We start from the raw sequence: 12,830 nt of genomic DNA, 5'->3' as shown, positions 1-12,830 counted from the left end.
TCAGTTCTTCTCGAACCGGAATCCGACACCGCGGACGGTGGCGATGTAGCGCGGGTTGGTCGCGTCGTCGCCGAGCTTCTTGCGCAGCCAGGAGATGTGCATGTCGAGGGTCTTGGTCGAGGTCCACCAGGTGGTGTCCCAGACCTGGCGCATGATGTCCTCCCGGGTGACCACCCGGCCGGCGTCCCGCACCAGCACCCGCAGCAGCTCGAACTCCTTGGCGGAGAGGGTGAGCTCCTCCTCGCCGACCCAGGCGCGGTGGGACTCGATGTCGATCCGCACGCCGTGCGCCCCGGTGGAGAGCGAGTCCACGTTGCCGCGCCGCAGCAGGGCCCGGACCCGGGCCAGCAGCTCGGCCAGCCGGAACGGCTTGGTCACGTAGTCGTCGGCGCCGGCGTCCAGGCCGACCACGGTGTCCACCTCGTCCGCCCGGGCGGTGAGCACCAGCACCGGGCAGCTCTTGCCGTCGGCGCGCAGCCGGCGGCACACCTCCAGGCCGTCCATCTGGGGCAGGCCGAGGTCGAGGACGACCAGGTCGACCTCCTCCTCCAGCCCGGCTTCCAGGGCGGACGGGCCGTCCTCGCGGACGAGCACCTCGTAGCCCTCGCGTCGCAGGGCGCGGGCCAGCGGTTCCGAGATTGCCGGGTCGTCCTCGGCGAGCAGCACACAGGTCATAGGGGCGATGGTAGTCGGCCCGGGGCCTGTCGATCAGTCCTCCACCACCACCCGACGGCGACGGCCCCGGAGCGGCCGCACTGCATCGGACGGCCCAATCGGACGGTCGGTCGGTTCTGTGAGGTAGTTCACAACGAGTAATCGCCGGTGAAGATCAGGTAACTCCCGATCATCCGGTCGGCTCCCCCACCGCGGCGAAGATTCTCCAGTTGGACCTTGACTTCGAAGGAGTTAACGCTGACTTACCATGGATTTACGATCGTTAGCCAGCCTACCTTTACGGTTCTGTTACTACTTTGGCGTTCTTTGTCCTCCGATGTCCCGGAAAACCCGGACGTACAGTAGTCACGTCCCCATGTCATGTACCTCGGGTCGTCTCTGCCCGAGCAGCGTGCAGGGCCAACCTCGGTTGTCCGGGCACCGTCGTCCCCCACCTCGTTGGCGGCGGTGTCCCGGCGCATTCAGGCAAGGAACCACTACAGATGGCGTCAACCACCACCCTGGATTCCGGCGTGCAGCCGGCTCCGCCTGGCGGCAAGACCTTCTTCGGGCACCCCCGAGGACTCGCCACACTCTTCATGACCGAGACGTGGGAGCGCTTCAGCTTCTACGGCATGCGGGCCCTGCTGGTGCTCTACCTGGTCGCCCCGGCGGCCAAGGGCGGACTGGCCTTCAACACGGCCACCGGTCTGGCCATCTACAGCGTGTACAACGCCATGGTCTACCTGCTGGCACTGCCCGGCGGCTGGATCAGCGACCGCCTCTGGGGCGCTCGCAAGACCGTCGGCGTCGGTGGCGGCATCATCATGGTCGGCCACTTCCTGCTGGCGGTGCCGAACAAGGGCGCCTTCTTCGCCGGCCTCGGCTGCATCGCCATCGGTTCCGGCCTGCTGAAGGCCAACATCTCGACGATGGTCGGCCACCTCTACCCGGACCGGAACGACCCCCGCCGCGACGGTGGCTTCACCATCTTCTACATGGGGATCAACCTCGGTGCCTTCCTCGCGCCGCTGGTGATCGGCACCGTCGGGCAGAGCGTCAACTGGCACCTGGGCTTCGCGCTGGCCGGCATCGGCATGGCGATCGGCCTGACCCAGTACCTGCTCGGCTCGCGCCACCTCAGCAAGGAGAGCGACGTCGTCCGCGCTCCGCTGACCACCGCCGACCGCACCTCGCTGCTGCGCAAGGTCGCGCTCTGGCTGGGCATCGCCGTGGTCTGCTACGGCGGCGTCGGCCTGGCCGGAGTCTTCACCATCAACTGGGTGCTCACCCCGCTGTCACTGGCCGGCATCGCGCTGCCGATCCTGGTCTTCGCCCGGATCAAGCGCGACCCCGAGCTGACCAAGGACGAGAACAACAAGGTCTCCGGCTACGTCTGGTTCTTCGTCGCGGCCGCCGCGTTCTGGATGATCTACGACCAGTCCGGCTCCACGCTGACCGTCTTCGCCAGCAACAACACCGCGAGCAAGTTGTTCGGCTTCAACTTCCCGTCCAGCTGGTTCCAGTCACTGAACCCGCTGTTCATCATGGCGCTGGCCCCGGTCGTGGCCTGGCTCTGGGTCCGACTGGCCAAGATCGGCAAGAACCCGCCCACCACCAGCAAGTTCGTCTACGGCCTGTACGGCATCGGCCTCTCCTTCGCCGTGATGATGCTGGCGATGCTGGCCGCCTCCGGTGGCGTCAAGGTCTCCCCGCTCTGGCTGACCATGGTCTACCTGGTCCAGACCATCGCCGAGCTGAGCCTGTCGCCGGTCGGCCTGTCCGTCACCACCAAGCTGGCGCCGAAGAAGTACGCCAGCCAGATGATGGGCATCTGGTTCCTCGCCGTCACCGCCGGTGACTGCGTGGCGAGCCTGCTCCAGCAGTTCCTGGGCAACGCGTTCCTCAGCACCCCGTCCTTCGCCATCCAGGGCATCGCCGTCGCCCTGGCCGGCTTCGCGATCTGGATGGGTCGCAAGCGGATCGGTGAGCTGCTGGGCGACGTGCACTGACGCACGGCGCACCACGCGGCGAAGGGCCGGTACCCCCGCGGGGGTACCGGCCCTTCGCCGCGTCGCTACACCTCGCGGACGCCGGCCCGCCAGACGGCGGCGGTCAGCGGGACGCCCGGGCGGTAGGCCAGGTGGACCGGCGAGGGGGCGTCGAGGAGGAGCAGGTCGGCGCGGGCGCCGGGGGCGATGTGGCCGACGTCGGTGCGGCGCAGCGCCCGGGCGCCGCCGGCGGTGGCGGCGTGCACGGCCTCGTCCGGGGTCATCCCCATCTCGCGGACCGCCACCGCGATGCAGAAGGCCATCGAGCTGGTGAAGCTGGAGCCCGGGTTGCAGTCGGTGGAGAGTGCGAGGGTGGCGCCCGCGGCGAGCAGCCGGCGCGCGTCCGGGTAGGGGGCGCGGGTGGAGAACTCCGCGCCGGGCAGCAGGGTGGCGACCGTCTCGCCCTCCGCCAGCGCCGAGACGTCCGCGTCGGTCAGGTGGGTGCAGTGGTCGGCCGAGGCGGCGCCCAGCTCGACCGCGAGCTGCACGCCCGGGCCGTACGAGAGCTGGTTGGCGTGCACCCGGGGGATCAGGCCGCGCTTGACGCCCGCGGTGAGCACGGCCCGCGCCTGGTCGCCGTCGAAGGCGCCGGTCTCGCAGAAGACGTCGACCCAGCGGGCGTGCGGGGCGCAGGCGTCCAGCATCTCGCCGGTCACCAGGTCGACGTAGCCGGCCGGGTCGTCGGCGTACTCGGGGGCCACCACGTGGGCGCCCAGGTAGGTGGTCTCCGCGGTGTGCGCGGCGGCGATCCGCAGCGCCCGGGCCTCGTCGGCGACGGTCAGGCCGTAGCCGGACTTGCACTCGATGGTGGTGGTGCCCTGGCGCAGCGCCTCACCGACGAACCGGGCCAGATTGGCGTCCAGCTCGGCGTCGCTGGCGGCCCGGGTCGCGGCGACCGTGGTCCGGATCCCGCCTGCGGTGTAGGCCTGGCCGGACATCCGGGCGTTGAACTCGGCGGTGCGGTCGCCGGCGAAGACCAGGTGGGCGTGCGAGTCGACGAAGCCCGGGAGCAGCGCCCGGCCCTCGGCGTCGATCCGCTGGTCGGCGGCCGGCGCGTCGGCCGCGTCACCGGTCCAGGTCACCACCGAGCCGTCGATCACGACGGCGGCCCGCTCGACCGTCCCGAGCAGGCCGGGGCGCGACGGGTCGTTGGTGACCAGGGTGCCGATGTTGGTGATCAGGGTGCTGCTCATGGGGCCCTCTCGGCGGCGTGGCGGTCAGGGGAACGGCGGTCGGCGAAGGGCGTCAGCGAAGCAGCACGCCGATCGAGTCGCGCAGCGCGGCCGGGACGTCGGCGACCAGCTGGTGCCGCCCGTCCCGCACGATCGGCCGGCCGCCGACCACCACGTGCCGCACGTCGGCCGCGCTCGCCGCGAAGACCGCGGTCTCCGCGCCCAGTCGCGGAGCCGGCCCGGCGGTGCGCACCGAGTCCAGCGCGATCACCGTGAAGTCGGCCAGCGCGCCGGCCTCGATCCGACCGGCCTCCGGCCAGCCCAGCGAGGCGTGGCCGTCCTCGGTGCCGGCCCGCAGCAGCGCGTTGGCCGTCCAGTGGCCGCGGGTGCGGGTGCGCAGCCGCTCGTCCAGCTCCAGCGCGCGGGCCTCCTCGAACGGGTCGATCACCGCGTGGCTGTCGCTGCCCAGGGTGATCGGGCAGCCGGCGCTGGCCAACCGGCGGGCCGGGCCGATGCCGTCGGCCAGGTCGCGCTCGGTGGTCGGGCACATGCAGATGACAGTCGAGGAGTCGGTGAGGAGCTTGACGTCCTCGTCGCTCAGGTGGGTGGCGTGCACCGCGGAGGTGCGCGGTCCGAGCACGCCGTGGTCGGCGAGCAGCCGGGTCGGGGTGACCCCGTGCGCGGTCAGGCAGGCGTCGTTCTCCGCGGTCTGCTCGGAGAGGTGGACGTGCAGCGGGGCCTGCCGCATCGCCGCCCAGTGCGCGACGGTGGAGAGCTGCTCGGCCGGGACGGCGCGCACCGAGTGGATCGCCGCGCCGATCCGGGCGTGCGGGCGCGGACGCAGCGCGCTCGCCCGTTCGGCCCAGGCGTGCGCGTCGCCGTCGCCGAACCGGAGCTGGGGCTTGGTCAGCTCGGCACCGAAGCCGGACGAGAGGTAGCAGGTGTCCAGCAGGGTGATCCGGATCCCGGCCCGGGCGGCGGCCTCGATCAGCACCTCGCCCATCGCGTTGGGATCGTCGTACCGGCCGCCGCCGGGGGCGTGGTGCAGGTAGTGGAACTCCCCCACCGCGGTGATCCCGGCCAGCGCCATCTCGGCGTAGACCGCGGTGGCCAGCGCCAGGTAGCTGTCCGGGTCCAGCGCGCCGGCGAACCGGTACATGGTGTCCCGCCAGGTCCAGAAGGTGCCCGAGCCGACCTGGGCGGTGCCGCGCAGCGCCCGGTGGAAGGCGTGCGAGTGCGCGTTCGCCTGGCCGGGGACGAGCAGGCCGTCCAGCCGGACGGCCTGCGGCGGGCAGGGGCCGCTGTCCGGGGTGACCTTGGCGATCGTCCCGTCCGCGGCCACCTCGACCAGCACCTCGGCCTCCACCACCGGGCCGTTGACGTGCGGCAGCCAGGCGAGTTCCGCCCAGTACACCGGGGTCACTGACATGCCAGGTCCTCCAGGACGTCCGCGAGTGCCGCCACTCCCGCGAGGCAGTCGGCCTCCTCGGCGTGTTCGGCCGGGGAGTGCGAGACGCCGCTCGGGTTTCGTACGAACAGCATGGCGGTCGGGACCGCCGATGCCAGGATCCCGGCGTCGTGTCCGGCGCCGGTCGGCAGCACCGGGACGCCGCCCAGGGTGCGGGCCAGCCGGTCCCGCAGCGGCCCGTCGAAGTCCACCACCGGGGTGTAGGACTCGCGGGTCAGCTCGACCTTGACGCCGTCGCGCTCGCCGCGCTCGTCGGCCGCCTGCCGGATCTGCTCGACCACCGCGTCCAGGGTGGCCTCGTCGGCCGCCCGGGAGTCCAGCCAGCCGCGCACCAGCGAGGCGATCGCGTTGGTGCCGTTGGGCTCGACGGCGACCCTGCCGAAGGTGGCCAGCGCGCCGGCCAGCCGGGCCTTCTTGCGGGCCGCCAGCACGGTGGTGGCGAAGGTGAGCATCGGGTCGCGGCGGTCGTCGATCCGGGTGGTGCCCGCGTGGTTGGCCTCGCCGTGGAAGTCGAAGCGCCAGCGGCCGTGCGGCCAGATGGCGCTGGCCACGCCGACCGGCTGGTCCTCGGTCAGCCAGCGGCCCTGCTCGACGTGCAGCTCCACGAAGGCGCCGATCCGGGCCAGCCGCTCGGGGTCGGCGCCGATCGCCGCCGGGTCGTGGCCGGCCCGTTCCATGGCGTCCGGCAGCCGGACGCCGTCGGCGTCGCGCAGCTCGTGGGCCTGGTCCGGGGTCAGCAGGCCGGTGGCGAGCCGGGATCCGACGCAGGCGACGCCGAACCGGGCGCCCTCCTCGTCGCCGAAGTTGACCACGGCGAGCGGCCGGTCGAGCCGCGCACCCCTGCGACGCAGCTCGTCCACCGCCGCGAAGGAGGAGACCACGCCGAGCGGACCGTCGTACGCGCCGCCGTCCGGCACCGAGTCCAGGTGCGAGCCGGTGACGATCGCGCCGTCGCCGGCGGGATCACCGAGCCAGGCCCACTGGTTGCCGTTGCGGTCCAGCTCGTAGGCCAGCCCGCGGGCCCGGGCCTGCTCCTCGAACCAGGCCCGGCACTCGGCGTCGGCGGCGTTCCAGGCGTGCCGGCGGTAGCCGCCGGACGCGGCGGAGCGGCCCACCGGGAGCAGCTCCGCCCACATCCGGCGGTACGAGGTGGGGTCCAGGGTCACAGCTCACCCATCGGGACGCGGACCCCGCGCTCGTCCGCGACCTCGACCGCGCGGTCGTAGCCGGCGTCCACGTGCCGGATCACGCCCATGCCCGGGTCGTTGGTGAGCACCCGGCGGATCTTCTCGCCGGCCAGCGGGGTGCCGTCGGCCACCGTGACCTGGCCGGCGTGGATCGAGCGGCCGATCCCGACGCCGCCGCCGTGGTGGATGGAGACCCAGGAGGCGCCGGAGGCGACGTTGACCATGGCGTTGAGCAGCGGCCAGTCGGCGATCGCGTCCGAGCCGTCCAGCATCGCCTCGGTCTCCCGGTAGGGCGAGGCGACCGATCCGCAGTCCAGGTGGTCGCGGCCGATCACGATCGGCGCGGAGAGCTCGCCGCTGGCGACCATGTCGTTGAAGCGCTCGCCGGCCTTGTCGCGCTCGCCGTAGCCGAGCCAGCAGATCCGCGCCGGCAGGCCCTGGAAGTGCACCTTCTCCTGGGCCATCTTGATCCAGCGGTGCAGCGACTCGTTCTCCGGGAAGAGGTCGAGCACGGCCTGGTCGGTCTTCTGGATGTCCCGGGCGTCGCCGGAGAGCGCGGCCCAGCGGAACGGGCCCTTGCCCTCGCAGAACAGCGGGCGGATGTACGCCGGGACGAACCCGGGGAACTCGAACGCCCGCTTGTAGCCGGCGAGTTGGGCCTCGCCGCGGATCGAGTTGCCGTAGTCGAAGACCTCGGCGCCCTTGTCCTGGAAGCCGACCATGGCCTCCACGTGCTTGGCCATCGACTCGCGCGAGCGCTGGGTGAACTCGGCCGGCTTGCTCGCCGCGTAGTCCGCCATGTCGTCGAAGTCGACGCCGATCGGCAGGTAGCTCAGCGGGTCGTGGGCGCTGGTCTGGTCGGTGACGATGTCGATCGGCGCGTCCGTCGCGAGCAGCTGCGGGAACAGCTCCGCGGCGTTGCCGAGCAGGCCGATGGAGAGCGGCTGCTTGCGGTCGCGGGCGGTGGTGGCCAGGTCGAGCGCGTGGGCCAGGTCGTTGGCCTCGACGTCCAGGTAGCGGTGTTCGATCCGCCGGGAGATCCGGGACGGGTCGCAGTCGATGCAGATCGCCACGCCGCCGTTCATGGTGACGGCCAGCGGCTGGGCGCCGCCCATCCCGCCGAGGCCGGCGGTGAGCGTGATGGTGCCGGCCAGGCTGCCGCCGAACTTCTTGGCGGCGACGGCGGCGAAGGTCTCGTAGGTGCCCTGGAGGATGCCCTGGGTGCCGATGTAGATCCACGAACCGGCGGTCATCTGGCCGTACATGGTGAGGCCGAGGCTCTCCAGCCGGCGGAACTCCTCCCAGTTGGCCCAGTCACCGACCAGGTTGGAGTTGGCGATCAGCACCCGCGGCGCCCACTCGTGGGTCTGCATCACGCCGACCGGGCGGCCGGACTGGACCAGCATGGTCTCGTCCTGCTTCAGGGTCCGCAGGGTGCGCACCATGGCGTCGTACGAGCGCCAGTCACGGGCGGCCTTGCCGGTGCCGCCGTAGACGACCAGCTTGGACGGGTGCTCGGCGACCTCGGGGTCGAGGTTGTTCATGAGCATCCGCAGGGCGGCCTCCTGCTGCCAGCCCTGGGCGCTGAGGTTGGTCCCACGGGCCGCGCGCACCTCGCGCGGGCCGCTCGTCTGCTGCACCATGCTTCCGGCCTCCTTGCGGATAGATTCATTCACAATCGGTCGGCCTGAATATATCCAAACAAACGGCCGCCGACCAGACCCCTCCTCCCACCATCTGAACAGTCCGGGCACCGGCCCGCCAGGGCGCGCGGGCACGCCTCAGGCCGCGCTGTCGCCGTCCCAGTCGATGCCGTTCTCGGCCAGCCACGCGCGGTCCCGCTCGGCCGTCTCGGCCGGATCCGCCGGGGTCATCGGCAGCGACGTCGGGCGCGGGATCTCCTGCACCGGGCCCAACCCGTAGCGCTCGGCCGGCCCCGCGGCCGGCCGGGGATCCACGATGCCGATGTGCACGGCGCTCTCGTCGCCCGGGTCCAGCACGGTGAGCCCGGGTTGCCCACCGCCCAGCGCGACCCGCCGGCCGCAGCTGGGACAGGCCCACTCCTCGGCCCCGGAGGAGAGTCTGCCGACCGGTCTCATTTCGTGGATCACGCGCATCGCGGACACCCCCGTTCACCTCTCCGAAGGATGCCCGCCACCGCGGGTCCGTACCCCTACTCCAGGAACAGTCCGCGGGCCGCGGCGGACTGTTCAATGGCCTCCAACCTGGCCTCCGCGTCAGGGAGTTCGTCACACATGCTCTGCAGCAGCACCCGACCCAGCACCATCGGCGCGCAGGCCGTGTCGAAGACCAGGCCGGTGCCCACCTCGGCCGGCAGCATCAGGTCGGAGAGCTTGGCGACCGGCGCGAAGGCGCTGTCGGCGACGGTGACCACGGTCAGCCCGCAGTCCCGGGCCACCGCCAGGGCGTCCATCAGCTCGCGCGGGTAGCGCGGCAGCGCGAAGCAGAGCAGCGCGCTCGCGCCGGCCGCCGCGGCCTGCTCGATCCGGTCGGCGAGCAGGCTGCCGCCCTCGTTCAGCAGCCGGATGTCCGGGTGCACCTTGGCGGCGAAGTAGGCGAAGCCGCCGGCCTGCGCCGAGGCGGCCCGCAGGCCGAGCACCGGCAGCGGTCGGGAGGCGGCCAGCAGCCGGGCCACCCGGACGATCGGCTCGGGGTCGGCCAGCAGCTCGGCCAGCCGCCGCAGGTGGGCGATCTCGGCCAGCACCGCCTGCTGGTGCTCGTTGCGCACCGCCTCGTCCGCGCTCTCCGGTGCGGCCGGCTCGCCGCCGCCCAGCTCGCGCAGCCGCCTGCGCAGCGCCGGGTAGCCGTCGTAGCCGAGCGCCACCGCGAACCGGGTGACGGACGGCTGACTGACCCCGGCCAGCTCGGCCACCTCGACACTGGACAGGAAGGGCGCCTCGGCGGCGTGCCGGACCAGTGCGTGGGCGATCCGACGCTGGGTCGGGGTCAGCCGCTGCTTGTCGAACAGGTCCAGCAGACGGGCGGACGGGCCCAGGGACGGCTCGGCGGTCTCGGACATCGGCGGTCCCTTCGAGGAGGTGCGGACCATGCTGGTCGGCTCGACTGTGCAGCAGCGGCCCCGAGCAGGCAATAACGTCTCGCCCGCCGGGACGCCGGAACCCGTCCGGGGGCTCCCTCCGGGTCCCTCCGGGGAGACCCTGATTTCCCCCTGAGAGGGCTGCCTCCGGCTGGACCGCGGGGCCCGCCGGGGCTCAGGCTGTCCACCATGGAAACCCGTTCCGGTGACAGCCCGTCAGAACTGAGGCGCGATCTCGAGGCCGCCCTGCACACCCGCAAGGAGCTCGGCGCCGAGTACGAGTCGGAGCTGGTCGACTCCTTCCTCGCCCGGATCGACGCCCGGCTGGACGCCCGGGTGGAGCAGCGGGTCGGCGAGCGGCTGGCCTCGTACGGCCCGGCGCCGTACGGTCCCGCGCCGTACGAGACCGACCGGCCCCGCCGCGAGCGCCGCCGCTGGGGCGGCAACACGATGGTGCCGATCTCGCTGGTGATGGCGGTCCCGCTGACCGGCATCGCCACCACCAGCGGTCTGGCCGGGACGCTGCTGTGCTGGGCGGGGATCGTCGGGGTTAACTTCGCCGCCGCGCTCGGCCAGCGCCGCGACCACCGGGAGGAGGAGCGGCGCTCGCGGATCGGGCGGAGCGAGTGGGCCTGAGGCCCGCTCACCCGCGCCCGAACGGCGACTAGGCCAGCGGGCCGGTGACCGCCTCGACGGCGCGCACCAGCGCGCCCGAGGCGACCAGCGCCTCGGCCGCCGCCAGGTCCGGGGCGAGGAACCGGTCCCGGCCGGCACCGCCGACCCCGGCCTCCCGGGCCACCGCGACCGCGGCGGCGGTGGCCGGCGCCAGCGGGCTGCCCTCGCCGCCGGTGTGCGCCTGCTCGCGGATCTCCAGCGCGCGGGCCGCGGCGGTCAGCTCGACGGCCAGGATCCGGCCCAGGTTGTCGATCGCCTGACGCAGCTTGCGGGCGGCTGACCAGCCCATCGAGACGTGGTCCTCCTGCATCGCCGAGGACGGGATCGAGTCCACCGAGGCCGGCACGGCGAGCCGCTTGTTCTCGCTGACCAGGGCCGCCTGGGTGTACTGGGCGATCATCAGACCGGAGTCCACGCCCGGGTCGTCGGCCAGGAAGGCCGGCAGGCCGTGCGAGCGGGCCTTGTCGAGCAGCCGGTCGGTGCGGCGCTCGGCGATCGAGCCGAGGTCGGCCGTGGCGACGGCGAGGAAGTCCAGCACGTAGGCGACCGGCGCGCCGTGGAAGTTGCCGTTGGACTCCACCCGGCCGTCCGGCAGCACCACCGGGTTGTCGACCGAGGCGGCCAGCTCGCGGTCGGCCACCAGCCGGGCGTGCGCCAGGGTGTCCCGGCCCGCACCGGCCACCTGGGGGGCGCAGCGGATCGAGTAGGCGTCCTGGACCCGCGGGGCGTCGTCCTGGTGGTGCCCGGTCAGGCCGGAACCGCCCAGCACGGCCAGCATGTTGGCGGCGCTCAGCGCCTGGCCCGGGTGCGGACGGATCGGGCCGTGCAGCTCGGGGGCGAGCACCTTGTCGGTGCCGAGCAGCGCCTCCAGCGACATCGCGGCGGTGATGTCGGCGGTGGTGAACAGCCGGGCCAGGTCGGCGCAGGCCATCACCAGCATGCCGAGCATGCCGTCGGTGCCGTTGATCAGGGCCAGGCCCTCCTTCTCCAGCAGCTCGACCGGGGTGATGCCGGCCTCGGCGAGCAGCTCGCCGGCCGGGCGCTCGACGCCGTCCGGGCCGTACGCGACTCCCTCGCCCATCAGCACCAGCGCGCAGTGCGAGAGCGGCGCGAGGTCGCCGGAGCAGCCGAGCGAGCCGTACTCGCGGACCACCGGGGTGATGCCGGCGTTGAGCAGCGCCGCCATGGTCTCGGCGACCAACGGGCGGACCCCGGTGCGGCCGGAGGCCAGGGTCTTCATGCGCAGGAACATCAGCGCGCGGGTGACCTCGCGCTCGACGGCCGGGCCCATGCCGGCCGCGTGCGAGCGGACCAGCGAGCGCTGCAGCTGGGCGCGCAGCTCGGGGCTGATGTGCCGGACGGCGAGCGCGCCGAACCCGGTGGAGACGCCGTAGACCGGCCGCGGCTCGGCGGCCAGGGCGTCGATCCGGGCGCGGGAGGCGGCCATTTCGGCCAGCGAGTCGGGGCCGATCTCGACCCGGGCGTTGCCCCGCGCGACGGCGAGCACGTCCTCGGCACTGACGTCGGCCTTGCCGACCTGGACGAGGGGCGCGTCGGGGGCCACAGCACTGTGCATATCCATATGCACTATCAGATCAGCTGAATGGAGATATGACAACCAGAGGATCGCACGATGCTCTGTGCCCCATCCTGGAGGGAGAACGGCAGCGGCGGAAGGCGGACGGCATGGCACGGGCGACGGCACGGCGACGGGTGGTACGGCTGCACGGGACCGAGCGGGGGCTGCGGCCGGACGCGCTGGCCGCCGAGGAGCCGCTGGAGATCCGGATCGGCGGCGAGCCACTGACCGTCACCATGCGCACCCCGGGTCAGGACTTCGACCTGGTGGCAGGCTTCCTGGTGGGCGAGGGCCTGCTGCACGACGTCGAGCAGCTGGCCGCCCTGCGCTACTGCGCCGGCACCAACCCGGACGGGGCGAACGGCTCCGGCGCGAACAGCTCCGGCGCGAACAGCTACAACATCGTGGACGCGACGCTGCGCGGCGACCGTCCGCTGCCGCTCTCCGCCCACCGCAACCTGCTCACCACCAGCGCCTGCGGGCTCTGCGGCCGGGACACCGTGGACGCGGTGCGCACCCACGTCCGCTGGAAGCCCGCCGACGACCCGCTGACCGTCCGTCCCGACCTGCTCTACGCGCTGCCGGACCGGCTGCGGGCCGCCCAGCGCACCTTCGAGAGCACCGGCGGCCTGCACGCGGCCGGCCTGTTCGGGCCGGACGGCGAGCTGCTCTGCGCCCGCGAGGACGTCGGCCGGCACAACGCGGTAGACAAGGTGGTCGGCTGGGCACTGCGCGAGGGCCGGCTGCCGCTCACCGGCCACCTGTTGCTGGTCAGCGGCCGGGCCTCGTTCGAGCTGACCCAGAAGGCCGCGCTGGCCGGGCTGCCGCTGCTCGCCGCGGTCTCCGCGCCCTCCTCGCTCGCGGTGGACCTGGCCGAGGAGCTGGGGCTCACCCTGGTCGGCTTCCTGCGCGGGGAGCGCGCCAACGTCTACACCCGGCCGGACCGGATCGGCTGAGACCGCCGTCAGCTCGGCGGCGGCGAGGCC

At 72.9% G+C, this 12,830-nt stretch carries 11 protein-coding genes; 3 read left to right on the top strand and 8 right to left on the bottom strand.

The genetic code is table 11. The features are described 5' to 3' along the window. The gene (locus ACZ38L_RS03255) at nucleotides 1–675 is read right to left on the bottom strand and encodes a response regulator transcription factor (RefSeq protein WP_035848478.1); all 675 of its coding nucleotides are present in this window, start codon (nucleotides 673–675) and stop codon (nucleotides 1–3) included. A 482-nt stretch (nucleotides 676–1,157) separates the two neighbouring features. Between ACZ38L_RS03255 and ACZ38L_RS03250 the strand changes: the two genes are divergently transcribed. After that, nucleotides 1,158–2,666, top strand: a complete 1,509-nt coding sequence (locus tag ACZ38L_RS03250) for a peptide MFS transporter (protein ID WP_465688704.1) — start codon at nucleotides 1,158–1,160, stop codon at nucleotides 2,664–2,666. Between the two features lie 65 nt (nucleotides 2,667–2,731). On the opposite strand, the gene hutI is transcribed toward ACZ38L_RS03250, so the two are convergent. From hutI to ACZ38L_RS03220, 6 genes are all read right to left on the bottom strand, one after another. Then, nucleotides 2,732–3,898 (bottom strand): imidazolonepropionase, encoded by a 1,167-nt coding sequence (hutI, locus tag ACZ38L_RS03245; RefSeq protein WP_465688702.1) that lies wholly within the window; start codon nucleotides 3,896–3,898, stop codon nucleotides 2,732–2,734. 52 nt (nucleotides 3,899–3,950) lie between these two features. Continuing rightward, nucleotides 3,951–5,306 carry a formimidoylglutamate deiminase gene (locus tag ACZ38L_RS03240; RefSeq protein WP_465688701.1) on the bottom strand — a complete coding sequence of 452 codons (1,356 nt, stop codon included), beginning with the start codon at nucleotides 5,304–5,306 and terminating at the stop codon, nucleotides 3,951–3,953. Then, nucleotides 5,297–6,481: an allantoate amidohydrolase gene (locus ACZ38L_RS03235; protein WP_465688779.1), complete on the bottom strand. Its 1,185-nt coding sequence runs from the start codon at nucleotides 6,479–6,481 to the stop codon at nucleotides 5,297–5,299. The genes ACZ38L_RS03240 and ACZ38L_RS03235 overlap by 10 nt, the downstream gene beginning before the upstream one ends. A 26-nt stretch (nucleotides 6,482–6,507) precedes the next feature. After that, nucleotides 6,508–8,175, bottom strand: a complete 1,668-nt coding sequence (gene hutU, locus ACZ38L_RS03230; RefSeq protein ID WP_465688699.1) for a urocanate hydratase — start codon at nucleotides 8,173–8,175, stop codon at nucleotides 6,508–6,510. 138 nt (nucleotides 8,176–8,313) lie between these two features. Beyond that, nucleotides 8,314–8,658: a hypothetical protein gene (locus ACZ38L_RS03225; protein ID WP_465688697.1), complete on the bottom strand. Its 345-nt coding sequence runs from the start codon at nucleotides 8,656–8,658 to the stop codon at nucleotides 8,314–8,316. A gap of 47 nt (nucleotides 8,659–8,705) precedes the next feature. Beyond that, nucleotides 8,706–9,572, bottom strand: a complete 867-nt coding sequence (locus ACZ38L_RS03220; protein ID WP_465688695.1) for a MurR/RpiR family transcriptional regulator — start codon at nucleotides 9,570–9,572, stop codon at nucleotides 8,706–8,708. A gap of 207 nt (nucleotides 9,573–9,779) precedes the next feature. Here ACZ38L_RS03220 and ACZ38L_RS03215 point away from each other — a divergent pair, with 207 nt between their 5' ends. Then, a complete protein-coding gene (locus tag ACZ38L_RS03215; RefSeq protein WP_465688693.1) occupies nucleotides 9,780–10,226 on the top strand; it encodes a hypothetical protein in 447 nt (148 codons plus the stop codon). Between the two features lie 28 nt (nucleotides 10,227–10,254). Here ACZ38L_RS03215 and hutH read toward each other — a convergent pair whose 3' ends face one another. Continuing rightward, a complete protein-coding gene (gene hutH, locus ACZ38L_RS03210; protein ID WP_465688691.1) occupies nucleotides 10,255–11,841 on the bottom strand; it encodes a histidine ammonia-lyase in 1,587 nt (528 codons plus the stop codon). 110 nt (nucleotides 11,842–11,951) lie between these two features. Between hutH and fdhD the strand changes: the two genes are divergently transcribed. After that, entirely contained in the window at nucleotides 11,952–12,800 is an 849-nt protein-coding gene (gene fdhD / locus ACZ38L_RS03205; RefSeq protein WP_465688689.1) for a formate dehydrogenase accessory sulfurtransferase FdhD, read from the top strand. Nucleotides 12,801–12,830 lie beyond the last annotated feature (30 nt).

Source organism: Kitasatospora sp. NPDC024654, assembly GCF_055559155.1.
Note: the sequence above shows the minus strand (reverse complement) of the source record. Positions and strands in the feature narration are given on the sequence as shown.

Bases quoted from the DNA above. Each gene is read 5' to 3' on its own strand.
- hutI (WP_465688702.1), bottom strand. From the start codon at position 3,898: ATGAGCAGCACCCTGATCACCAACATCGGCACCCTGGTCACCAACGAC.
- ACZ38L_RS03240 (WP_465688701.1), bottom strand. From the start codon at position 5,306: ATGTCAGTGACCCCGGTGTACTGGGCGGAACTCGCCTGGCTGCCGCAC.
- ACZ38L_RS03235 (WP_465688779.1), bottom strand. From the start codon at position 6,481: ATGTGGGCGGAGCTGCTCCCGGTGGGCCGCTCCGCCGCGTCCGGCGGC.
- ACZ38L_RS03215 (WP_465688693.1), top strand. From the start codon at position 9,780: ATGGAAACCCGTTCCGGTGACAGCCCGTCAGAACTGAGGCGCGATCTC.
- fdhD (WP_465688689.1), top strand. From the start codon at position 11,952: ATGGCACGGGCGACGGCACGGCGACGGGTGGTACGGCTGCACGGGACC.
- ACZ38L_RS03250 (WP_465688704.1), top strand. From the start codon at position 1,158: ATGGCGTCAACCACCACCCTGGATTCCGGCGTGCAGCCGGCTCCGCCT.
- ACZ38L_RS03220 (WP_465688695.1), bottom strand. From the start codon at position 9,572: ATGTCCGAGACCGCCGAGCCGTCCCTGGGCCCGTCCGCCCGTCTGCTG.
- hutU (WP_465688699.1), bottom strand. From the start codon at position 8,175: ATGGTGCAGCAGACGAGCGGCCCGCGCGAGGTGCGCGCGGCCCGTGGG.
- ACZ38L_RS03255 (WP_035848478.1), bottom strand. From the start codon at position 675: ATGACCTGTGTGCTGCTCGCCGAGGACGACCCGGCAATCTCGGAACCG.
- hutH (WP_465688691.1), bottom strand. From the start codon at position 11,841: ATGCACAGTGCTGTGGCCCCCGACGCGCCCCTCGTCCAGGTCGGCAAG.